The following is a 21,932-nucleotide window of genomic DNA, read 5'->3' on the forward strand; positions in this document are numbered from 1 at the left end:
ATAAAAAAGTGGAGGAATAAAAGAATGTATGAGCACTTTGAAGTCACCATAACCCCATTGAATCGAAAAAGAATAGTACGTGTTTATTTACCTGAGAATTATCATGTAATGGAAACTAAAAGGTACAACGTACTTTATATGCATGATGGGCAAAATCTTTACCGGGATGAAGATGCTGGTTATGGGATGGCTTGGAGAATTGGAGAGTATTTAGAAATGGAAAAGATGGATCTCATTGTAGTAGGGATTGACTGCAATGAAGGATTAAAGAGGTTGGACGAATATGGGCCATGGGAAAGTACGGAAATGACTGATGTGTTTTCAGCAGATCGCACATCCATAGGTGGAGAGGGAAAGAAGTATATCGAATTTATCGTAAATGAATTAAAGCCTCTGGTGGATCGTACGTACCGGACGAATCCAGAGGATACAAGCATGGCAGGAAGTTCTATGGGTGGACTGATATCTACCTATGCCGCGTGCAAGTATCCTCATATTTTTAAAAAAGTGGCATCCATTTCATCTGCTTATTGGTTCAATCAATTGGAAATCGAGAACTTAATCAAAGAAAGTGACCTGTCAAAGCTGGAGCGTTTTTACATGGATATCGGAACAAAAGAAAATACAGAAACCATTGATGATTTGACCTACATCGATTCAAGTCGGGATGTCTATCGTATACTTAAAGAAAAAGTTCAGGACTGCCGTTTTGAAATAGTTGATGGTGCGGAGCACAACGAAGTTGCATGGAGAAAAAGGGTACCGATGATTTTCGATTACTTGTTCAAGGATTGAAGAAGACTTACATATTTGGAGCAGCCTCTAAACCAAGAGAGGGACGGACCTCCAATTTTATGATAGATGATTGAACGAACCCTGATTATTGCTATAATTAAGGTAATAAGGTGGGAGAAATTGGAGGTCCGTCCCTCCAGTAGGAAGGGGTGGTTATTTGGGTGTATTGTATCTTTCTGGCGGTGGGGATAGTGATCAGACGTTGGCGATTGATAGGGAGTTTGCAGGTGAATTGACCGGGGGGAAGTCATTGTTATATCTGCCGGTGGCTATGAATCCGGGTGAGATTTCATATGAGGCATGTTATGAGTGGATAAAGAGTGTGTTTGCACCTTTTGGGGTTAAAGACATTGCGATGTGGTTGGATCTTAGGGATAAGACCCTGGAGGACCTTAAGAGGTACTCTGCTGTGTATATAGGGGGTGGAAACACGTTCAGATTAATGCACAACTTTCTTCAATCGGATTTCCACGTTCATTTGTCGGCTTTCAAAGAAGAAGGAGGAACGATCTACGGCGGCAGTGCCGGAGCGATTGTCATGGGCAGTGATATAGCAACGTGCATCCATATGGATGATAATGATGTCCAGTTGAAGACGAGAGATGGATTGTCATTCCTCAATGACTTTTCTATATGGTGTCATTATCAGGAAAAAAATGACCCACTGATTCATCAATTTATTCAGGTATACCGTAAGCCTGTCATAGCCCTGAGTGAAGAGACCGGTTTGAAAATCCTGAGTGGAAGAATGGAAGTGCTGGGTACAAAGCCCGCCTATGTTTTTGATAGGGATCTGATAAAACAGGTTTATGATCCTGGTCGATTTATCTGAAAGCCGATGAATAATAATAGAAAGAAGGGGAACAATGAAACAAAATATTTATGACAATCCCACATTTTTTGAAGGATATATGAAATTGCGCGATTCCAAAATGACCTATAATGATTTTCTTGAACAGCCTGCAATGAAAGATGCCCTTCCAGATCTGAAGGGCAAAAGGGTAATGGATCTTGGATGCGGAACCGGCGGGTTGTCGAAATATTGTATTGAAATGGGTGCATCAGCTGTCGTAGGGGTGGATATTTCTGAAAAGATGATTTCCAGGGCATTAGTAGAAAATAATGACGAAAACATTAAATACGTTTGCAGTCCGATTGAAGACCTATCCTATCCAATAGAACCTTTTGACTTGATAGTAAGCTCTCTGGCGATCCATTATATTGAAGACTATGAATCTCTGATCCGCAAGCTCCACACACTTCTGAATCCGAACGGAATATTGATCTATTCGATTGAGCACCCTGTCGTAACCGCACGAAAGGACATGAGAAATTGGTGGAAAAATGAAAACGGCGAACGCCTGCACTGGGCGCTTGATCACTACCGGGAAGAAGGGAAACGGGAACAGCATTGGTATGTGGACGGGGTGATTAAATATCACAGAACACTACAGACCTTGGTTAATGGGCTTATTGGTCATGGTTTCATGCTAGAAAGAATGCTTGAGCCCCTGTCCACTAAGGAAGGACTTAATCTGATGCCTGATTTAAAAAATGAAGAAAGAAGACCATCATTCCTTATTATTAAATCAAGGAAAACAGACTGATCGGCTAATCTACACTTACTCCAGATATCTCATGTAAATAAAAAAAGGACTTCAGCTTATGATGTCCTTTTTCTTGTTATAGAAGCAATTAATGAGCTTCTACCGCTTTATTAAGTGTTTGATAGATTTTGATGGTTGAAATATTAATACCCATCTGAACAAATTCAATGCTCATTTCTGGACGCATTCCTGATAAAATCGGTTCGATTCCAAGTAATTTAAGGCTGTCAATCAGTTTCATGATTCCTTGTTGGAACAAAGGATTCACTTCATATACTCCGGAAAGGTCGATGATCAATTGATGGATGGATAGCTTTTTACACTCGAGCAGAACATGTTCTGCCATCATTTCTGCACGAACTTCATCTACTTGACCTATTAAAGGCAGTACAGCCAGATCCGAGAAGATGGGGACGACCGGTGTAGACAGGGAAAGATATTTTTCTTCCGAGATCTTCAACTGCTCATCTGCATATTCACTATACGCTTCACAAAAAGCGGAAATCATCGTCGTGAAGGATTCGTCGATATCATGTGTAAGCTGGAGAAAAATCTCTTTCGTCAGAGTGTCATCATTATGAAGGACGATATCTTCTAATACCACTTTCTTATAGAGAGAAACTTTGCTTATTGACATATTGAGAGGGATTCCTTGACCGGAAGCAAGTCTTCCAACCTCTTTTCCCCAGTCCTTTGACTGAATTTTAAAGCTCTCTCCTTTCAGCAATCCATTGCCAATGAGTTCAATCAGTTGAACAAAATATGGCAGACTGCCATTTCTTCTTTCTTCGACATATAGGTCGGGGTACGATGTTGCAAGTTCAGAGAAGATCGAATTGGCGATTTCTCGTTTTCTTTCAATCAATTGATCCCCTACGGAAGTGGTGATTGTGTGGTGAGTCATTTTCATCCTCCAATTGAATCTTTTTCCTCTAGTATAGAGGATTATTCATATTTAGTATAGGCGAATAATAGTATACCAGGTATATTGACAAACGGGTTAGTATTCCCTTATAATTTCAATAATTTAAAATATTTCCATTTAAAATGAAATGATCAGGGCATTGCATGAATCTTATATTTACAAAAATTGTGTCGTGAAATCCCCTTATCGATCATTCATTAAGGCTGGAATCGTACAATGCAGATAACTGAGGTGGTGACTCTCGTCCTAAAGATTCAGTTCTTGAGGAGGAGGGTTTTTGATTTTAAAGGAGTGTTTTGCAATGAATCCCGTATTAATTGATGTTCCTGCAGTGATTACAACAGAAAGACTGGAACTAAGGATGCCTCAGCCTGGTGACGGCCATGCAGTCAATGCAGCGATCAAGGCTTCCCTACCTGAACTACAGCCATGGCTTGGTTTCGCCCGGAGTAACCCCTCTGTAGAAGAAACGGAGACGAACACCCGTCAAGCACACGCCAAGTTTGTTACCAGGGAAGGTTTAAGGTATTTGATTTTTTTGAAAGATACCAATGAATTCGTCGGCTCAACAGGTTTTCACAATATCGATTGGAGTGTTCCGAAATTTGAAATCGGATATTGGATCGACACCCGAATGAGTGGAAATGGATATATGGCCGAAGCGGTCGGGAAACTAACCGAATTCGCTCTGAATGAGCTAGGTGGAAAAAGAGTCGAGATAAGATGTGAATCGACGAATGAGAAAAGCAGGGCGATTCCTGAAAGACTCGGCTATGAATTGGAGGGGATCCTTCGAAATGAAGACCTGTCAGTCGATGGGGAACGATTAACCGATACATGTGTGTATGGATTAATCGCCGGAAGCTAAGATAGGAACGTTTAAGGCTTGAAGAGAGTTAATAATATGATTTGAAAATAAACAACCAGTTTGCTTCAAGTAAACTGGTTGTTTATTCATGTGATTTCATGAAAGCGGCCAATCTTTTTTCAACATACTATAGGTCACAAGGTCTTCATAATGATCATATAACCATTGACCATCCCGAGTGATGCCTTCTTCTGTAAATCCTAAACGTATCGGGATCCCTATGCTTTTCTCATTGCTGACGGCACATTGGATTTCCACCCTGTTAAGATCCAATTCGTTAAATAAATAGTATATCAAGGAAGAAACGGCACGTGTGATGATCCCTTTTCCTTGAGCTTCTTCACTGAGTAGATACCCAATGCTCGTGCTTCGGTTTTTCCAATCGATATAATGCAACCCGACCATACCGACTAATCTCCCGTGATAACGTATCCCGGCGTCGAATCCGTTGTTATCAGCGTAATTCCGGATCCAAATTGGGATGATTGGCTCTAAATCCTCTGGTGATCGGCGTTTATCCACCCATAGAAGCCACTTGCGAAGATGATCCCGGTTCGAATCAATCAGCTCGTATAACTCCTCCTTATGGTGCTGCTGAAATAGGTCGATTGAAATCTCTTTATCTACTGTAAATGAAAACATCTGAACATCTCCTTCATTGCATTTAGAAGATTATACCATGAATAAGGCGTTGATTCGGTTCAAATAATTGAGAAGAAAGGGGATTTTTCTTATAATAGAAGAAAATAGTTGAAGGAGGTGGTGACATGGTATGGAGTAAGATATTGCCAGAGTCCCAAGCGTCTCATGCATAGCCTATTATTAGAAAGGCGACACTTTGCATGTGATGGTATCTAATTTGATCGCCCTGAAAGTTCATTTCTAGTAAGTCGGCTTTGCACCTTATTGACTGAATTCAGATAGAAGATAAGGAGCTCACTGAAATGAAATATGTAAAAGCAGAAAACGTGTTACCACAATCATATTTGTCAGGACAGTGATGAATGTAATGAAAATCTGAAAGATAAAGATAACTTGGATGATTTCGTTCAACGGATCACTCATTAAGACCATACGCCGGGCAACTTCCACGGCTTAAATTTTTTATTTTTATACTATATTACGGAATTCCAATTCTTCTCAACACTTATAAATCCCTTGAAACATTCCCATACTTTAAGTAGTATAGATAAGTAGAAAATTGTATAGTTTCGAAATGAGGGTTTTAAATGGAAAAGAAATCCATATATGGATTAACATTAGATCAACTGACAACTTGGCTGGTTGAAAACGGGCAAAAGAAATTCCGCGCGGCTCAAGTCTGGGATTGGCTATATAAAAAGAGAGTGACAACCTTTGCGGATATGAAGAATTTGAACACTGACTGTGTACAGCTGCTGGACGATCATTTCTATCTTCATACGCTCACCCAAGAGGTTAAACAGGAATCGAAGGACGGTACAATCAAATTCTTGTTCAAACTTGAAGATGGTAATCTAATCGAGACCGTTCTGATGCGTTTCAACTATGGCCTGAGTGTATGTGTCACAACACAGGTAGGCTGTAACATCGGTTGTACATTCTGTGCAAGTGGACTGTTGAAAAAGAACCGTGATTTATCCAGCGGCGAGATTGTCGAACAGATTATGAATGTTCAGCATCATCTCGATGAAGCTGGGAACGGGGAACGTGTCAGTCACATCGTCGTGATGGGGATTGGTGAACCGTTCGATAACTACGATAACATGATGGACTTTTTCCGTGTTGTAAATGATCAGAAAGGTCTTTCCATCGGAGCGCGCCATATTACTGTTTCCACAAGTGGACTGGCTGATAAGATTTATAAGTTTGCCGACGAAAATATCCAAATCAACCTGGCCGTTTCTCTTCACGCACCGAACAACGAATTGCGTACACGGATCATGAAGATCAACCGTGCGTATCCGCTCGAGAAACTAATGCCGGCTATTGATTACTATTTAGAAAAAACAAATCGACGCATCACGTTTGAGTATATCTTGTTGAGTGATGTCAATGATCATAAAGAAGAGGCCATTCAGTTGGCCAAACTGCTGAAGAACAAACGGCACCTTTCTTACGTCAACCTGATTCCATATAACCCGGTCGACGAACACAACCAGTATCAAAGAAGTACGAAAGAAGCAATCGTTGAATTCTACGGTACCTTACTGGAACATGGAATCAACTGTGGAGTTCGAGTGGAGCAGGGTACAGATATCGACGCAGCATGCGGTCAGTTGAGAAGTAAGCAAATCAAGAAAGATAAAGTGAAATCGTAATAATGGAGCACATGAATTCCTGATCGGGAATTCATGTGCTTTTTTGTTGTGTATGACTGTTTGTAGTTTCTAAAAAAAGACAATGAAAAGCCATGTTCTAAGAAAAACTGGAAACTTTTTTGGAAATTAGTTCAAATAATATTGAATTTACAGTTCTATAAATATAGAATACCTATTAAGGAAGAAATTTTTGTGAAAGAGGTGTGTGAGTATGGATGTGCTCCATATGACCAGTCGTAAAAGAGAGACATATGATGTAAGGATCGAAGCTTCCCTGTTATGGGAATGTGCTTTAGGGATTGCTGCAATCACCAACACCAGGCTTATAGATACGTTAGAGAGGCCAAAAGAATCATGGGACAAGTTGAAAAAGTCTCTAACTGACTGCCTGATCCAGGATTTGGAGTATGTAGAAAAGAATAATACGTGGAAATCCCTTCTTCTGTTATTGCATCAAAGAGAATTTGGAACCTTACAAGAGTTCATCACCTATATGGATGAATTGGAAGAAGAAGAAATCAAATATCATTGCATTCCCTACATAGGGGCTAAATTTCAGGAACTTCGAAAACTAGCATCAGAAGGGGAAGTAGCATCACGGAATAGATTAAAGGAACAGACGGATGATAATCCTTATTATCCAGGCTATATTGAATTCATCTGCACGACAAATGTCCACAAACTTAAGAAGCACTTAATGAGTGTAATGACCAGATGGTATGAAGAAGTGATTCGACCTGAACAAGAGAACCTAAATGGGATATTGACAAGGGATAGACAGTCTAAGAAAGAGATGAGTGAAAAGCTCAATCCCGAGGCTTTGGTGGAATGGGCCACCGGCGGTATAACCTATCTACCCGAGCCGGCTGTACACACAGTACTTCTCATTCCCCAGTCGATTTACCGCCCTTGGAATGTAGAAGGGGATGTGGAAGGAGTGAAGGTGTTTTATTACCCTGTAGCCAACGAAAGCATCTATCCACATGATAAGAATATGCCAAGCTATTTTCTCGTCCAGAAGTATAAGGCACTTGGGGATGAAGCCCGCCTGCGAATGGTGAAATTCTTGAAGGGAACAGAAAGGACTCTCCAGGAAATCACCAATGAACTTAACATGGGGAAATCCACCGTCCACCATCATTTGAAAATTCTCAGATCTGCCAGGCTCGTCGAAACCCAGGATGGGAAGTATCGTCTGAAAGAGAATGGCGTTCAATCATTATCGAATGAATTGAATCATTATTTAAAAGGGGTATAAAGGGGTGTCGAGTATGGGAGAACGTGCGGTCAAGCTGAGTCAATTGGCAGATTTCCCGCCTTTAAAGAAAAATTATCCTGTTTTCAGGTTTATGGGTGGAAATTTGATTTCATTTTTCGGAGATCAGATCTATTTAATTGCCATTCCACTCATGGTTTTATCCATTACGGGTTCACCTGTGAGTATGGGAATTGCAGCGGCACTTGAGCGGTTACCGATTATGTTGCAGCCTTTCGCGGGCATCCTGTCTGATCGTTTCAATCGAAAGCGTCTGCTCCTTTTATGCGATTTAGGACGATCCATCCTTGTCGGGATAATCGGGATTTTATTTATAATGGGTATTCTGGAGATGTGGATGGTATATCCCGTGGTGTTTGGTATTGGATCATTAAGTCAAATCTATAATACTTCTCAATTTGCTTCCGTACCAAGTCTGGTGAGAAGAGAAGACCTTCAAGCTGTGAATTCACTGAACTCCGGGATGTTTAATTTAGCTGTCTTTTTCGCACCAGGTTTAGGTGGGTTAATCATTTCTTTTCTTAATCCAGGATACGCCCTGTTGGTGAATAGCGTCAGCTTCCTCGTCTCTTTTCTAGCCATTGCGAGTCTCAGGATGAAGAGGAATGAGAGAGATTCATCAAGTGCCTCCATATGGAGAGAAATCAGGGAGGGATTTGAATTCGTTCTACAGACCAAACCGATTTTCTACACAAATCTGGCGATGGTATCTTCTGTATTCGGAACAACATTGTTCCTCACATTATTAGTGTTTCACTTGAAAGATTCCCTGGATATAAATACGGTTATGATAGGGTGGTTATTATCAGCTGGCGGAGTGGGTGCCATTTTAGGTGCGGTGATGTCAAACTTCTTTCGGAGATGGTTTTCTTATAGAAGTTTATTATTTACTGCCTCTGTTGTTGGAGGACTTTCTATTTTGTTTTTCGGATTGATGGAAACCTATTTCTGGCTCGTGATCATGAATGCAGTAGGGACCTTCTGTGCTTCAATGATGAGTCCCTGCATCATTACGATCCGCCAAACGCTGTCTCCCGATCACTTATTGGGGAGGGTGCAGGCCACGAGCCGTCTCATGACGTGGATACTCATGCCCATCGCCGCATTTCTGGCAGGAATACTGGCTCAAGCAATGGGAACCAACCTGACCATCGTACTGGCCGGAGCGATTTCGACACTCGCCTCCATCCCTTACCTGCACCATAGTTTGAAAGATTACTAGAGGGACGGACCTCCAACGTTCACTATGGTAGGATGGGAGTAGCGTGTAATTGGTGAAAGTTTATTGAGGAAGATAATAATCGTTATGACATAATGTGGAACAGTCACAACTTAGAAAGGGGAGAAGGGGATGCAATCAAATCACCATGACATCACCATCATCGGAGCAGGAGTAAGCAGTATTTTTCTTGCTTACACCTTGATGAAGCATAATGAACATGTCTCCATCCATATGATCGATCTCGGCAAGGAACTGAGTGAACGTACATGTGGCTTAGATGAGGGAGGAATCTGTACGTGTGAAGGTGTGTGCAGTAAATACATAGGTTTTGCAGGTCTTGGGAAATCCGAGGGGAAATTTAATTATACGAATGATTTTGGCGGGGGGCTTGGCAGGAAAATCGGAGAGCAAAATACACTTGCTTTGATGAGGGAAGTAGACAACATTCTCTGTGAATTTGGCGGTGATAGCATCCCCCCATATAGTACGAAAAATGAGAAGCTTTCAAGTAGAGGGGCTGATGCTGGCTTGAAGGTTCTTTCCACGGAGGTCCGTCATTTAGGAACACGACTGGCGGGTGATATTTTTGAGAAGTTGTATGAAGTCCTGAAATACCGAGTAACCTTCAGCTTTAAAACTCGTGTCGAGACCATTTCAAAAAAGGGTGATACCTTTCACCTAAAGTCGACAAGTGGTCAATTCACAACAGAAAAATTAGTGATCGGCACAGGCATGAGTGGAAGCAAATGGCTTAAAGAACAAGTAGCATCACTTGGACTATTTCCAGGAAAGACGCGTCTCGATATGGGGATTCGCGTAGAAATGAAAGGTGACCAGCTTCAATCGATATTACAAGATACGTTTGAAACAAAGTTGCAGATCGAAAGGGATTCATTCAGTGCTACAACCTATTGTATGAATCCACAAGGAAGGATCATTCGGAAACATCAGCATGGCTTAGTGATGCCGGACGGACAAAATGCCCGTGAAGAGGATACACCGAGTGCGAACCTGAACTTCAGCTTATTCGTTCCTCGTTATTTTCAATCCCATGATGAAGCAATGAAGTATGCAGGGGACGTCATAGGTGGGATCAATCAAGGACGGGGGAGGATAGTCGTTCAGAGATGGCAAGACTTTAAATTTCATAGACTTACTGAATCGCTGGAGGGGAATTTGATAGGTCCGTCCCTCCATGCGGAATGCGGAAATGTGAGAGGAGAGGTCCCAGCAGTGTATGGGATGGCGTTTATCGAGTTTTTAGGTTCTCTTGAAAATCTTATTGGGGAACCGATCCACCCTGATACGCTTCTGTACGGGTTGGATGCGAAATTCCATGAACCAATATTACCGACGGATGAGAACTTTGAAACAGATATATCAAACCTGTTTTTGATTGGTGATTGTTCGGGAGAAACCCATTCCCTGTCCCAGGCAGCGGCAAGCGGTGTATATCTAGGAGAATATTTCGTCCAATAGACTTCCAGCAAATGATAAAATTAGGAAAAATTGAAACCTTTCTGCCTGTTTTTTCGTATTAGTAGAAAAGAACAGGCAGAAAGGATTTTTTATGAAATTGAGAGTAGGTCAAACTGTTACTAACCATGAGGAGGAAGTATACAATCAATCAAAACAACAGTTGAGTATGTATTCTTTCCTCCGATTGCTGGGGATTTTTATTTTCTTAGGGTGGGGTGTCATGTTCTTCACTGTCCCATTGGATTTAAATGAAAAATTTGAATGGGTTCATGTGAATGGCACTCATATAAATGGAACGGTGATGGGGGAATTCTTTTTTTGTCTGATCACTGTTGGGATCATTTATTTTGGATTACTATTTTTATATTTTAAAAAAATGTGGGGAAGAAAACGAGTATTGATCACTTTAGTATGTCTCTCTGTAGTCGATGGAATCCTATTTGTTTTTTCACTCTAGATTGAAAAGATTTTGACTGGAGGTTGCTATATGTATCATTATTATAATCTTTTGTTAACGATCATCATCCTCATCGCAGGAACCGGAGTGGCATTTTTCATTGATCAATTCAGTAAACTACTAGAGAAGTGGATCCCTCCAAAGTTTTTATCCCTTACGGTCATCGTTATTCTGTTTACACTTATGACAACCGCTACAGTGATGATCAGTTCATTAACGGGGTTTAGGCTAATGGATACGGCTTTCATTTCAAGTCTCTGTTTTTTTGCACTGGGATGGTTCACCAATATTTCAAAAAGGGCTGGAATCAATCAGGCATCTACGGCTGCTAAGTTCATAACGAATAACCAATTTAAGTATGAATATGAATCTGCAAGTACTTCTAATAAGAGTCCTTATTTGATTGCAAGTGTGCTGTTTCTTGTATTAAGCTGGGGGATTTCATTTTACATGGCATATTATTAAATCATGAGGGGGAAATAGGTTGTCTGACTGGGGTGTATTGTTTCTCTTAGTTGCCATCTTTATGACCATCTTAGCTGTGACTAACATTATGGTCATAAAGATTTCAGGGAAAAATAAAAAGAAGAGGATTTGGTCTGGTGTCGCATGTTTATTACTCACACCAGTAGTTATTATATTGACCGGTTTATCGGTAAGCCCTTTTGACCCTTATGGATTTGGAACAGGAATGCTAATGATGATTTATGGTGCGTTTTTTGCTTTGAATGGAGTAGGGGTCATTGTGACTGGGCTGTTTTTGGAATAAGGGAGTTAAACACATGAAGTTTGAAGGGCAGGTTGATTAGATGTTAGAATTCTTTTCATATAACTGGTTAGTGAGGGATGAGTGGTTTAAATGATGTAGGGAGTGATCCCAGCATACCTGACTTTGGCTAGGGGTTTGAGAAGGATCTAAACAGGGGGTTCAAACAGAAATTCCTTTAGTACGAAGACCATCGGTGATATACTTGATGGAATGCATATTTGGAAAAGAGGAATGAAAGCTGTATGAGATATATGAAGTCACAAATGAAACTGTTAGTCAGGGATAATAAAGAATTACAAGGAAGACTGAAAGTATTGATGGAAGACATGAATTTAGAGAGAACATTTGCCCTTAAAGCCCTCTATCATTCCGAGGTGGCGGATGGCGGAAAATATCAGGCTGCGTATCAGGCACTGGACTTACCAAAGGAGTAAGTCTTTTTTTTGTGGAAATGGTTCCTCGCTTTTATTTAATATGGTAAAATCATACATATTATGAGGGGTGTATATATGAAATTTGTATTTGACTTAGATGGAACGATTTGCTTCAGAGGAAAACCGATTTCACAAAGAATCGTCCAATGTTTACTGGAAATGAAAACGAATGGCCACGAAGTGATTTTTGCATCCGCCAGACCGATTCGGGATATGCTTCCTGTCCTGGATGCACGATTACATTCCTTCCCTTTGATTGGTGGGAACGGTTCTCTTCTTTATCATCAAAGAAAAGTGATTCATGCATCTTCTTTTCATGAAGAAGACCTTAAGAGGATCCATCACCTCATCGATCAATATGAGGCAACCTATTTGATTGATAGCGAGTGGGATTACGCTTATACAGGTGCTGCCGATCATCCAATTCTTGATTTCCTTGATCCTCACCATCTTGCCGAGATGCTTCCCGTCACTTCACTGAACTCAATTGTGAAGATATTATTGTTAACAACTACTAACTTTCAGAAATTAATTGATGAATTGCAAGCCTTGGATATCGTCGTGAACATACATATGAATGAAAATGTAGTGGATATCAGCCCTTCCAATATTCATAAATGGAGCGCACTTTCGCGATTTGGAGTGGGTGAAGGAGACTTTATTGCATTTGGTAATGATGCCAATGACATCAGTATGTTCCAAAAAGCAAAACATGCTGTCATGTTAGGGTATCATGAAGGACTTTCGAGCTTTGCTGATGAACAAATCCCGCTTACTGGAGATTTTGAAGGGGAAATCATTAGGAAGTTGAAGGAATTGACCTTAGTACATAATGAAATCACTATAGGAAGGAAGTAAGCTGGCTAAGGAGAAATCCTTTTAGCCGGCTTTTTTACGTCGGAAACCAAATGATTGACGATCAGAATTAAATATATTATATTAATTGACGGGTCAACAATTGACCTGTCAATTATCGGAAAGGAGGAGGATGCTTTGTCCAACTCGTGCCGAGAAGAAGAGAAGATCATTGTTCAACTCAATGATATATATAAGCAAATGAGTCCGAAATTTGAGCGTTGTACAGGGATCAGTCAATCTCGCCTGGACCTGCTCCACAAACTGTTTGAAGTGGAAGAAATCAGTCAGACCGCACTTCAGCGTGAAGTGAATATTGACAGTGCTGCTGTGACCAGGCACCTGAAACAGCTTGAGGGAAAAGGAATGGTTTCCCGTCGTAAGAACCCTGCCGACAACCGTTTTACCTATGTTCGACTGACAGAAGAAGGAAGAATGAAGATTGAAGCGTACAGGGAAGAGAAAGAGATTTTCATTTCTAAAGTCTTCAAGACATTCACTGAAGAAGAACGTTCGATTTTATCGGGAATGCTAAATCGAATTCAGGATAATGTCCAGGACATTGAATACTAAATAAAAACACATGAAGGAGAATGCATCATGAATACAACAAAAATCAATGATTTCAATGAAATTATCACAGGTCGTCGTTCCATCCGAAACTATGACCCATCTGTGAAAATCAGCAAAGAAGAAATGACAGAAATCCTTACGGAGGCGACACTTGCACCGTCTTCTGTTAACCTGCAACCATGGCGTTTTGTTGTAATCGACAGTGCTGAAGGAAAAGAAACGCTTGCACCACTTGCCAAATTCAATCAAACCCAGGTGCAAACCTCCTCTGCAGTCATCGCTGTATTTGTTGATATGAACAGCCTTGACTATGCGGATGAAATTTACAACAAAGCGGTCGAAGAAGGACTTATGCCTGCAGAAGTAAGAGACAGACAGCTTCCAGCCATTAAAGGTTTACTTGAAACGATGCCTATTGATCAGTTCAGGGAAATGAACCTTATCGATGCAGGATTAGTATCCATGCAATTGATGCTCGCTGCACGTGCCCACGGATATGACACAAATCCGATAGGTGGATATGAAAAAGATCAAATTGCTGAAGCTTATGGCATGGACAAAGAACGTTATTATCCTGTCATGCTGATTTCAATCGGGAAAGCCGTCGATGCGGGTTACAAATCAGTCAGATTGCCAATTGAATCCATCACGGAATGGAAATAAATTAACGGGGAGTAATGAAATGATTATTATACATGCAGAATTTCAAATCAATCCAATGAAAGAACAGGCCTTTTTAGAGGAGATCCGCCCACTTGTCGCTTCATCCAGAGCAGAGGAAGGCAACATTTCTTATGATTTAATGAAGGATACGGAGAGGGAAAGTGTCTATACAATGGTAGAGGTGTGGAAAGATCCGTCTGCTGTTGAAAGTCATAATACGAGCGAACATTTCACTTCATTCGTCGGAAGGGCACCTGAGTATTTATCGGCACCTTTAGACGTGAAAATTTATAATGGAAGTAAAGTAGAAAAATAATTGTTTTAGAAGCACCCGGTATGAACTGGGTGCTTTTTTTCATTATTAAAAAAGCTAAATCTCAATAATAATCGGCAATAGAACAGGCTTTCTTCTTAACTGCTTGAATAAAAATTGACCAACGTCTTTTTTGATTGCTTGCTTCATTTCTTTCCAATCCCGTATATTCGCTTCGGTCAACTCATCAACTACTTTTTTCACTAAATGATTAATCTCTTTAAGAAGTTCCTCTGAATCACGTACAAATACAAATCCTCTTGAAATCGTATCGGGACCTGAAATTATCGTATGATCCGATTTATTGAGGGTTACGAAGATAATCAGCATCCCATCCTCTGAAAGCTGCTTGCGGTCGCGCAGGACAATGGAACCGATATCCCCGACACTCAAGCCGTCCACATAGGTATCACCTGCCGGATGAGATCGGGTTTGACGAGCGATGGAATTCTTAATATCAACGGCTTCACCGTTTTTGATAAGAAACGTATTCCCTTTCTCCACTCCCACCGATTCTGCCAGTAAACGGTGATGGTGAAGCATTCGATATTCACCATGAATGGGGATAAAGTAAGTTGGTTTCATCAATGTCAGCATGAGTTTTAAGTCTTCTTGATAGCCATGGCCAGAAACATGCATTCCTGTTGAACTTCCACTTCCATAAATGACGTAGGCACCAAGCTTGAAGAGGTTATCGATGATGCGGGATACGTCTTTTTCGTTACCAGGTATGGGGGAAGCAGCGAGAATGACCGTATCACCTTGATAAATGGTTACACCCCGGAAGTTACCACCGGATAACCGGCCGAGGGCAGCCATGGCCTCCCCTTGACTTCCCGTACATAAAATGGTTACTTTCTCTGGAGGCAGTGCATCGATTTCACCTGGATCAATCAGCATTCCCTCGGGAACTTTCAAATACCCTCGGTCCATCGCGACAGACACTACATTGATCATGCTGCGACCTAATAGCGCCAGCTTCCGATTCGTCTTGATGGAAGAGTCCACCACTTGCTGTACACGATTCACATTGGAAGCAAAAGTGGAGACAAAGATCTTGCCACTCGCTTTAAAAAATGCTTCATCCATATGGTTGCCTACCATTTGTTCGGAAGGCGTCAGCCCGCTCCTTTCTGCATTCGTGCTTTCAGAAAGCAGTACAAGGACACCTTCTTCGCCAATTCGTGCCATCTTATGAATATCTGCATATTGGTGATTGGCAGGGGTCAAGTCAAATTTAAAATCGCCTGTATGTACGACATTCCCTTCTGGTGTATGAAAGACAATTCCCAGACAATCGGGGATGCTGTGACTGACCTTGAAGAAGGATACGCCGATTGAGCCCAAATGGATTGAACTCTCAGAATCAATCGTGAAAAGTTTCGTATCCCGGAGGAGTTTATGTTCCTCTAACTTTAATTCAATTAACCCCAGTGTAAAATGAGTAGCATAAATAGGGACGTTGATTTTTTTGAGAAGATAGGGAATCCCTCCAATATGATCCTCGTGACCATGCGTGACAATGAGTCCCCGTATTTTATCTTTATTCTTCTCAAGATACGACACATCTGGAATGATTAAATCGATTCCCAAAAGACTTTCATCTGGGAATTTCCCCCCGCAATCAATGATGACGATATCGTCACCATATTTGATGACATACATGTTTTTTCCGATTTCATTCAGTCCACCCAGTGCAAAAATGGTCAAAGCGTGTTCATTAGTTTCCAAGAAAGAACCCTCCAAGACAAGTTTTTCTTACTATTCCCGACTGAGATTGTTTCAATTAGAGAATTCAGTTTCCAATTGATTTAAAAATGCCTGTCTATCAATCAGACTTATTATATGGAAGGGAATTACTGTATCTTCCTAGAAGTAGATACAGGGAAACTATTCTCACAAAGGAGATTATCTATGGCAGTTAAATTGTTTGTTGATTCAAAAAACACATTAGGAGAGAGCCCCTGTTGGGATACCAATAGGAATGTACTATATTGGGTGGATATCATGGAGAAACAAATCTTACAATTTAACCCAATGGATGCAACATTACATTCCTTTAAAGTGGATCAATTTGTCGGCTGTCTTTCTCTGACAGACAGGGGACGATTGATCCTTGGTCTTCAACAAGGTATATATTTTTTTAACTGGGAGTCGGGTCTTCTAGAGAAAGTAGGTGACCCTGAAAGCCATTTGGAAGAAAATCGATTCAATGATGGGAAATGCGATCCTGCAGGAAGGTTTTGGGCAGGAACGACGGATACAACAGGGGGTATAAGCGAGAAGGGTGCTCTATATTCTTTAGACTTACCTTTACATATATCGAAAAAGATTGAAAACGTGGGAACTTCTAACGGTCTGGCTTGGTCACCGTGCAACCGATTTATGTATTTCATCGATACTCCTACGAAGCAAGTCGTTCGATATCAATATGATGTAACTACGGGTCATATTAAACGCCCGGAGGTGGTAATACACTTTCCTGAAGGTGCAGGGTTTCCGGATGGCATGACTATCGATGAGGATGGAATGCTTTGGATTGCCCATTGGGGTGGAAACGGGATATCGAGATGGAATCCCCATAACGGGAAACAGCTTGAATTCATAGCGGTCCCCGCTGTGAATGTAACGTCCTGTGCGTTCGGTGGACCAGAACTAAATGACTTACACATTACCACAGCAAGGACGAGAATGACAGAGGAACAATTGAATGAATATCCACTTGCGGGTGGGGTGTTCACCTTAAAGACAAATATTAGAGGAATAGAGAATTTTGTTTTTAAAGAAGAATGAAATAGTCCCAAAATTGACAGGTGAAATTGTTGAATTAAAAAAGATTCATTATTCTGATATGGAAAATCATGCTATAATGACGAGAGAATTTTTATAAGGAGTGAATAGGATATTGTCAACCAATACTTGGACACAAGTCGATCAATATTATGCTGGTAAACTACAAAAACCGGATCCCATTATGGAGGCTGTCCTGAAAGAAAATAGTGAAGCCGGACTTCCTGCAATCGATGTTTCTCCGAATCAGGGGAAATTCCTTTCCTTACTTGCTCAGCTAAAAGGGGCAAAAAGCATTTTAGAAATAGGAACCCTGGGCGGGTACAGCACGATTTGGCTTGCCAGGGCCCTGCCGGAAGATGGACATCTTGTCACCCTTGAGTTCAGTGAAAAGCATGCGAAGGTCGCGGCCCAAAATATTCGCAATGCTGGCGTAGATGAAAGGGTCGAAATCAAGGTAGGTGCTGCTCTTGATACACTGCCGTCTCTCGAAGGTACATTTGATTTCATATTCATAGACGCCGACAAACAAAACAATGCCAATTATTTAAAGTGGGCACTTCAACTGGCACAGCCTGGTGCGGTCATCATTACGGATAATGTGGTTCGTGGAGGAAGGGTGATTGACGAACACAGTGAAGATGAAAGCATTCAAGGTGTGAGAACATTTGCCGAGATGCTATCTCAAGAGGACAGAATCGATTCAACAGTGGTTCAGACAGTTGGATCGAAGGGTTATGATGGATTTGTAATCGGAATAGTGAAAAAATAATAAAGATTTCTATTGTAATGATCACCTTTTTTCTGTAAAATTAATGAAAATTCTAAATCCTACATGTCATGATAGGACTCAGTAGTGACTTATCTCCCTGTCTTAGAGAACTGATGGTTGGTGGAAATCAGTACACAGATAAGCGCGAATTACCTCCTTGAACATTCTTTGTGAAAACAACAGTAGCAGAGAACGGCCGGTCCGTTATCCGAATCGAGTGGAAGAGAGATCTTCAATGAGGGTGGTACCGCGTAAACCACGTCCCTTCAATTAGGGGGCGTGGTTTTTTGTTTATGATAATGGAAGAGGGTAAACCAGGTAATTTGTCGGCGACATTTTCGTTTTAATGGCGAAATCCAAAATATAAAGTAGAAATCCAAAAATCTGCATGTTTCGACCATCAATCAAGGAGGAAAGATCATGGATCACAAATGGGAATCACTTTCAAAAGTTCAACAGCTTGAAGTCGAAAGGCAGCTCCTACAATATAAAAATGGAGTGCATGAGATCATTCCGGAAGCAGAGTTGAAACACAAACTGGTGAAATCAATATCGACCGGAATTCCTTTAAAAATCAAGCTGGGGCTGGATCCAACTGCTCCAGATGTTCATGTCGGTCATACTGTTGTACTGAATAAATTAAGACAGTTTCAGGAAAACGGTCATATGGTACAGCTGATAATCGGGGATTTCACGGGTAAAATCGGTGATCCCACAGGGAAGTCTGTTGCAAGGAAACAGCTGACGGATGAAGAAGTGAAAAGAAATGCCCAGACATATTTTGAACAATTCGGAAAGGTCCTGGAGAAGGGAAAAGTTGAGCTGCACTACAATTCAAGCTGGCTATCCTCCTTGAACCTTGAAGATGTGATGCACTTATCTTCAAAGATCACAGTCGCGCGGTTGATTGAGAGAAACGATTTCTCCAAACGATTATCAGAAAAGAAACCGATTTCTCTTCACGAGCTGTTCTACCCTTTGATGCAGGGATATGATTCCGTCGCCCTTGAAAGCGATGTGGAGCTTGGTGGCACGGACCAACAATTCAATGTCCTGATGGGGAGACATCTGCAGGAACATTACAACAAGGAAAAACAAGTGGTCATATTACTGCCGTTACTTGAAGGACTTGACGGTGTCGATAAAATGTCAAAATCGAAACATAATTACATCGGAATTGATGAAGAACCCAATCAAATGTTTGGGAAGACGATGTCGATACCTGATGAGTTGATAACAAAATACTTCAATTTGATCACCGATTTATCCCTAGAAGAAAAGGAGAGGTTAGCTCTTGAAATAGAAAAGGGTACCCTTCACCCGAAGGATGCCAAAGTTCTGTTAGGAAAAACGATTGTCAGGATGTATCACGGAAAAGTAGCAGCGGAACAGGCTGAGAACCAGTTCAAGGAGGTCTTTCAGAAGGGGGCACTTCCTGAAGATATTCCTGAGGAAGAGTGGACAGGAGAAGAGAACATTTCGATAGTCGATCTACTTGTAGCCCTAAACATGCAAAGCTCTAAGAGTGAGGCACGCCGGATGATCCTGAATGGAGGCATCAGGATCAATTCAGAAAAGGTTCTGGATGTGCAGTCTAACGTGGAGATTAACGATGGGATGGTTTTGCAGGTAGGGAAGAGGAAGTTCATAAGGGTAAGAGTTCAAAACAAAATGTAAGATTGAAATAATCAGACCCAGCTGGAAACATGGTCATGGGGAGTAAGATAGGGACTCTTCATGACTAATCAGTTATGCTATAATTTTCCACATAGACAAATAATAGAATGGGTGTTTAAGATGAACGAATTACATAACATGATCATAGAACATGCAAAAACAGAGCATTTTTCTGGGACGGTTTTGGTAAAGAGAGGCGGTGAGAGCCTCTTAGAATCGGCATTTGGGTTTGCCGATCGCAGTGAAGGAAGAGAAAACACCCCAGATACACGATTTGGAATTGCATCTGGGTGTAAATTGTTTACTGCTGTTGCCATCTGTCAACTTATAGAAAAGGGAGAAGTTTCATTTCATACGCCCATAAAAGAATATTTTGAAGGCACATTCCCACTTTTTGATGAGAGTGTGACTATCCATCATTTACTTACCCACACCTCGGGAATTCCAGATTATTTTGATGAGGAAGTGATGGACGATTTTGAAGATTTATGGAAGCAGACCCCAATGTATTTAATGAGAAAAGGGGAAGATTTTCTTCCTTTATTTCAAAATGGCCATATGAAGTTTTCTCCCGGTGAAAGGTTTCATTATAACAACGCCGGATACATCATTCTGGGGTTGGTGATCGAGAAGCTTACAGGGATGACGGTACAAGAGTACATCAAAAAGCATATCTTTGAACCTGCGAATATGAGCGCTTCTGGGTATTTTCGACTGGATCGATTACCTGAGTATACGGCTTACGGGTACATTGATGAGCCAGATCGCTCATGGAGAACCAATATGTATTCCATACCCATACAGGGTGGGGCGGACGGCGGGGCATATGTTACAGGTCCTGATATGCTTTCATTTTGGGAAGCTCTTTTAACAAATAAGTTCCTTAATGAAGAGAGTACAAGGCTCATTTCACAACCCCATGTTAAAGTCAAAGAAGGAGTGAACTATGGGTATGGAATGTGGTTGAATCCACCCTATAAGCATCACGTGATGGGGTATGATCCCGGGGTGAGCTTCCATTCTGCCTATTATCCGGAAGAGAATATAAAGACTGTTATCCTTTCAAACGAAAGCTCAGGTGCTTTCGCAGTAATGAAATTGATAGAAAGTTATTTCAAAAGATAAAAAGGGGAACCTCAATGGGTACTGTTAAAATAGAAAAGGCTAATATAGAAGATGCTTTCATCCTTACCGGACTAAAAAAGAACGTTTTCGACACGGAAAAAGAGAAATGGCTACGTGGGCAGGCAGATATCGTGGATCATAATATCCAGCCACCAGGCTACGATTCAATCGAAAAGACTAGATACATGATCAGGGAATTGAATTATTTTAATATCCTCTATGAAGGATTGCTTGTAGGGGGATTGATTCTAACAGTGGTCGGCAAACGCCACGGAAGAGTCGACCGGATATTCGTTGATCCCTTATATCAAGGAAAGGGAATCGGCTCTAAGGTAATGAGATTAATGGAATGTGAGTATCCCGAAGTGATGACATGGGAGCTTGAGACCTCAAGTCGACAGCTGGATAATCATTATTTTTATGAGAAAATGGGTTATAAAAAAATCTTCGAATCGGATGATGAATTCTGCTATGAGAAAAAATTGAAAGAAGAGTCTATTGTTGATTGGGAGTCAAGGGAGATTACCATTCATGGTGATACATTAAAAGACGGAGACCTTTCTGAACTACAGGTGGAATACAGCAACCTGAAAAACATCGATTTCTATGGAATCAATGGAAGCTACTCCACTTTCAGCAACAGCAACCTGAGTGGCGTTCAGTTTAACAATTGCAAACTCAGTGAATCCCGCTTTCAAAATATCAATCTACAAAAAGCGTTGATCGCAGACCTAGATTTGTCCCAAAGTGAAATGGGACATGTCACTTTGGGTGGCTTACATGTTCATGACACAAACCTCGGTGAAAAAAATGAGCCGATCATGTTTGAACGAAGCGACTTTCATGGTAGTAAGTTTGAAAACTGCGACTTGAATCATGTTGAAATCTCAAACAGTAATGTAACAGGTATGAAGATCAATGGCATTTCGGTGGAAGATCTTATGGAAGCATACAATTCAGTGCAGGGTAAAAGGGAGGAATAAACTATACAGACACCCATCTTTAAGTCAGTCATATCATATGTATTGACTG

General features: G+C 41.1%; 24 protein-coding genes and 1 other annotated feature. Of the genes, 21 read left to right on the top strand and 3 right to left on the bottom strand.

Annotated elements, in window-relative coordinates; all coding sequences use genetic code 11:
* Window positions 1–24 precede the first annotated feature (24 nt).
* The 3 genes from NQ095_RS18185 (at window position 25) to NQ095_RS18195 (ending at window position 2,402) form a co-directional block, all read left to right on the top strand.
* The gene (locus NQ095_RS18185) at window positions 25–795 is read left to right on the top strand and encodes an alpha/beta hydrolase (RefSeq protein WP_258264847.1); all 771 of its coding nucleotides are present in this window, start codon (window positions 25–27) and stop codon (window positions 793–795) included.
* A gap of 157 nt (window positions 796–952) precedes the next feature.
* Complete coding sequence (locus NQ095_RS18190; RefSeq protein ID WP_258264848.1) at window positions 953–1,627, top strand: Type 1 glutamine amidotransferase-like domain-containing protein; 675 nt, start codon at window positions 953–955, stop codon at window positions 1,625–1,627.
* A 34-nt stretch (window positions 1,628–1,661) separates the two neighbouring features.
* Window positions 1,662–2,402 (top strand): class I SAM-dependent methyltransferase, encoded by a 741-nt coding sequence (locus NQ095_RS18195; protein ID WP_258264849.1) that lies wholly within the window; start codon window positions 1,662–1,664, stop codon window positions 2,400–2,402.
* 88 nt (window positions 2,403–2,490) lie between these two features.
* Here the strand turns inward: NQ095_RS18195 and NQ095_RS18200 are convergent, their stop codons facing one another.
* On the bottom strand, window positions 2,491–3,306 hold the full coding sequence (locus NQ095_RS18200; protein WP_258264850.1) for an STAS domain-containing protein: 816 nt from the start codon (window positions 3,304–3,306) through the stop codon (window positions 2,491–2,493).
* Between the two features lie 322 nt (window positions 3,307–3,628).
* Between NQ095_RS18200 and NQ095_RS18205 the strand changes: the two genes are divergently transcribed.
* On the top strand, window positions 3,629–4,195 hold the full coding sequence (locus NQ095_RS18205; RefSeq protein ID WP_258264851.1) for a GNAT family N-acetyltransferase: 567 nt from the start codon (window positions 3,629–3,631) through the stop codon (window positions 4,193–4,195).
* A gap of 96 nt (window positions 4,196–4,291) precedes the next feature.
* Here the strand turns inward: NQ095_RS18205 and NQ095_RS18210 are convergent, their stop codons facing one another.
* Window positions 4,292–4,837 carry a GNAT family N-acetyltransferase gene (locus tag NQ095_RS18210; protein ID WP_258264852.1) on the bottom strand — a complete coding sequence of 182 codons (546 nt, stop codon included), beginning with the start codon at window positions 4,835–4,837 and terminating at the stop codon, window positions 4,292–4,294.
* Window positions 4,838–5,424: 587 nt separating this feature from the next.
* On the opposite strand from NQ095_RS18210, the gene rlmN reads away from it, so the two are divergent.
* The 12 genes from rlmN (at window position 5,425) to NQ095_RS18270 (ending at window position 14,539) form a co-directional block, all read left to right on the top strand.
* A complete protein-coding gene (rlmN, locus tag NQ095_RS18215; RefSeq protein ID WP_258264853.1) occupies window positions 5,425–6,495 on the top strand; it encodes a dual-specificity RNA methyltransferase RlmN in 1,071 nt (356 codons plus the stop codon).
* A gap of 211 nt (window positions 6,496–6,706) precedes the next feature.
* Complete coding sequence (locus NQ095_RS18220) at window positions 6,707–7,753, top strand: ArsR/SmtB family transcription factor (RefSeq protein WP_258264854.1); 1,047 nt, start codon at window positions 6,707–6,709, stop codon at window positions 7,751–7,753.
* A gap of 13 nt (window positions 7,754–7,766) precedes the next feature.
* Window positions 7,767–8,993, top strand: a complete 1,227-nt coding sequence (locus NQ095_RS18225) for an MFS transporter (RefSeq protein ID WP_258264855.1) — start codon at window positions 7,767–7,769, stop codon at window positions 8,991–8,993.
* Between the two features lie 129 nt (window positions 8,994–9,122).
* Window positions 9,123–10,472, top strand: coding sequence for an NAD(FAD)-utilizing dehydrogenase (locus NQ095_RS18230; protein WP_258264856.1), 1,350 nt, complete (start codon window positions 9,123–9,125; stop codon window positions 10,470–10,472).
* 91 nt (window positions 10,473–10,563) lie between these two features.
* Window positions 10,564–10,929 carry a hypothetical protein gene (locus NQ095_RS18235; RefSeq protein WP_258264857.1) on the top strand — a complete coding sequence of 122 codons (366 nt, stop codon included), beginning with the start codon at window positions 10,564–10,566 and terminating at the stop codon, window positions 10,927–10,929.
* A gap of 30 nt (window positions 10,930–10,959) precedes the next feature.
* On the top strand, window positions 10,960–11,394 hold the full coding sequence (locus NQ095_RS18240; protein ID WP_258264858.1) for a hypothetical protein: 435 nt from the start codon (window positions 10,960–10,962) through the stop codon (window positions 11,392–11,394).
* A gap of 19 nt (window positions 11,395–11,413) precedes the next feature.
* Window positions 11,414–11,698, top strand: a complete 285-nt coding sequence (locus NQ095_RS18245) for a hypothetical protein (RefSeq protein ID WP_258264859.1) — start codon at window positions 11,414–11,416, stop codon at window positions 11,696–11,698.
* Window positions 11,699–11,940: 242 nt separating this feature from the next.
* Entirely contained in the window at window positions 11,941–12,132 is a 192-nt protein-coding gene (locus NQ095_RS18250) for a hypothetical protein (RefSeq protein ID WP_258264860.1), read from the top strand.
* A 75-nt stretch (window positions 12,133–12,207) separates the two neighbouring features.
* Entirely contained in the window at window positions 12,208–12,990 is a 783-nt protein-coding gene (locus NQ095_RS18255; protein ID WP_258264861.1) for an HAD-IIB family hydrolase, read from the top strand.
* A 135-nt stretch (window positions 12,991–13,125) separates the two neighbouring features.
* Window positions 13,126–13,560 (top strand): MarR family winged helix-turn-helix transcriptional regulator, encoded by a 435-nt coding sequence (locus NQ095_RS18260; protein ID WP_258264862.1) that lies wholly within the window; start codon window positions 13,126–13,128, stop codon window positions 13,558–13,560.
* Window positions 13,561–13,587: 27 nt separating this feature from the next.
* Window positions 13,588–14,223, top strand: a complete 636-nt coding sequence (locus tag NQ095_RS18265) for a nitroreductase family protein (protein ID WP_258264863.1) — start codon at window positions 13,588–13,590, stop codon at window positions 14,221–14,223.
* A 19-nt stretch (window positions 14,224–14,242) separates the two neighbouring features.
* Window positions 14,243–14,539, top strand: coding sequence for a putative quinol monooxygenase (locus tag NQ095_RS18270; RefSeq protein ID WP_258264864.1), 297 nt, complete (start codon window positions 14,243–14,245; stop codon window positions 14,537–14,539).
* 54 nt (window positions 14,540–14,593) lie between these two features.
* Here the strand turns inward: NQ095_RS18270 and NQ095_RS18275 are convergent, their stop codons facing one another.
* On the bottom strand, window positions 14,594–16,267 hold the full coding sequence (locus NQ095_RS18275; RefSeq protein ID WP_258264865.1) for a ribonuclease J: 1,674 nt from the start codon (window positions 16,265–16,267) through the stop codon (window positions 14,594–14,596).
* A gap of 183 nt (window positions 16,268–16,450) precedes the next feature.
* On the opposite strand from NQ095_RS18275, the gene NQ095_RS18280 reads away from it, so the two are divergent.
* From NQ095_RS18280 to NQ095_RS18300, 5 genes are all read left to right on the top strand, one after another.
* Window positions 16,451–17,329, top strand: coding sequence for an SMP-30/gluconolactonase/LRE family protein (locus NQ095_RS18280; protein ID WP_258264866.1), 879 nt, complete (start codon window positions 16,451–16,453; stop codon window positions 17,327–17,329).
* Window positions 17,330–17,441: 112 nt separating this feature from the next.
* A complete protein-coding gene (locus tag NQ095_RS18285; RefSeq protein ID WP_258264867.1) occupies window positions 17,442–18,098 on the top strand; it encodes an O-methyltransferase in 657 nt (218 codons plus the stop codon).
* Between the two features lie 59 nt (window positions 18,099–18,157).
* Window positions 18,158–18,367, top strand: a binding site (T-box leader).
* Between the two features lie 151 nt (window positions 18,368–18,518).
* Window positions 18,519–19,775, top strand: coding sequence for a tyrosine--tRNA ligase (gene tyrS / locus NQ095_RS18290; protein WP_258264868.1), 1,257 nt, complete (start codon window positions 18,519–18,521; stop codon window positions 19,773–19,775).
* A 120-nt stretch (window positions 19,776–19,895) separates the two neighbouring features.
* Window positions 19,896–20,900: a serine hydrolase domain-containing protein gene (locus NQ095_RS18295; protein WP_258264869.1), complete on the top strand. Its 1,005-nt coding sequence runs from the start codon at window positions 19,896–19,898 to the stop codon at window positions 20,898–20,900.
* A 14-nt stretch (window positions 20,901–20,914) separates the two neighbouring features.
* A complete protein-coding gene (locus tag NQ095_RS18300) occupies window positions 20,915–21,883 on the top strand; it encodes a GNAT family N-acetyltransferase (protein ID WP_258264870.1) in 969 nt (322 codons plus the stop codon).
* The last annotated feature ends 49 nt before the right edge of the window (window positions 21,884–21,932 follow it).

The organism is Rossellomorea sp. SC111, from assembly GCF_024733565.1.
Lineage (GTDB): Bacteria > Bacillota > Bacilli > Bacillales > Bacillaceae_B > Rossellomorea.

Excerpts from the sequence above, each read along its gene's own strand:
- rlmN (WP_258264853.1), top strand. The coding sequence starts at position 5,425 with ATGGAAAAGAAATCCATATATGGATTAACATTAGATCAACTGACAACT.
- NQ095_RS18250 (WP_258264860.1), top strand. The coding sequence starts at position 11,941 with ATGAGATATATGAAGTCACAAATGAAACTGTTAGTCAGGGATAATAAA.
- NQ095_RS18235 (WP_258264857.1), top strand. The coding sequence starts at position 10,564 with ATGAAATTGAGAGTAGGTCAAACTGTTACTAACCATGAGGAGGAAGTA.
- NQ095_RS18300 (WP_258264870.1), top strand. The coding sequence starts at position 20,915 with ATGGGTACTGTTAAAATAGAAAAGGCTAATATAGAAGATGCTTTCATC.
- NQ095_RS18265 (WP_258264863.1), top strand. The coding sequence starts at position 13,588 with ATGAATACAACAAAAATCAATGATTTCAATGAAATTATCACAGGTCGT.
- NQ095_RS18195 (WP_258264849.1), top strand. The coding sequence starts at position 1,662 with ATGAAACAAAATATTTATGACAATCCCACATTTTTTGAAGGATATATG.
- NQ095_RS18205 (WP_258264851.1), top strand. The coding sequence starts at position 3,629 with ATGAATCCCGTATTAATTGATGTTCCTGCAGTGATTACAACAGAAAGA.
- NQ095_RS18185 (WP_258264847.1), top strand. The coding sequence starts at position 25 with ATGTATGAGCACTTTGAAGTCACCATAACCCCATTGAATCGAAAAAGA.
- NQ095_RS18295 (WP_258264869.1), top strand. The coding sequence starts at position 19,896 with ATGAACGAATTACATAACATGATCATAGAACATGCAAAAACAGAGCAT.
- NQ095_RS18210 (WP_258264852.1), bottom strand. The coding sequence starts at position 4,837 with ATGTTTTCATTTACAGTAGATAAAGAGATTTCAATCGACCTATTTCAG.
- NQ095_RS18220 (WP_258264854.1), top strand. The coding sequence starts at position 6,707 with ATGGATGTGCTCCATATGACCAGTCGTAAAAGAGAGACATATGATGTA.
- NQ095_RS18255 (WP_258264861.1), top strand. The coding sequence starts at position 12,208 with ATGAAATTTGTATTTGACTTAGATGGAACGATTTGCTTCAGAGGAAAA.
- NQ095_RS18230 (WP_258264856.1), top strand. The coding sequence starts at position 9,123 with ATGCAATCAAATCACCATGACATCACCATCATCGGAGCAGGAGTAAGC.
- NQ095_RS18240 (WP_258264858.1), top strand. The coding sequence starts at position 10,960 with ATGTATCATTATTATAATCTTTTGTTAACGATCATCATCCTCATCGCA.
- NQ095_RS18270 (WP_258264864.1), top strand. The coding sequence starts at position 14,243 with ATGATTATTATACATGCAGAATTTCAAATCAATCCAATGAAAGAACAG.
- NQ095_RS18225 (WP_258264855.1), top strand. The coding sequence starts at position 7,767 with ATGGGAGAACGTGCGGTCAAGCTGAGTCAATTGGCAGATTTCCCGCCT.
- NQ095_RS18280 (WP_258264866.1), top strand. The coding sequence starts at position 16,451 with ATGGCAGTTAAATTGTTTGTTGATTCAAAAAACACATTAGGAGAGAGC.
- tyrS (WP_258264868.1), top strand. The coding sequence starts at position 18,519 with ATGGATCACAAATGGGAATCACTTTCAAAAGTTCAACAGCTTGAAGTC.
- NQ095_RS18200 (WP_258264850.1), bottom strand. The coding sequence starts at position 3,306 with ATGACTCACCACACAATCACCACTTCCGTAGGGGATCAATTGATTGAA.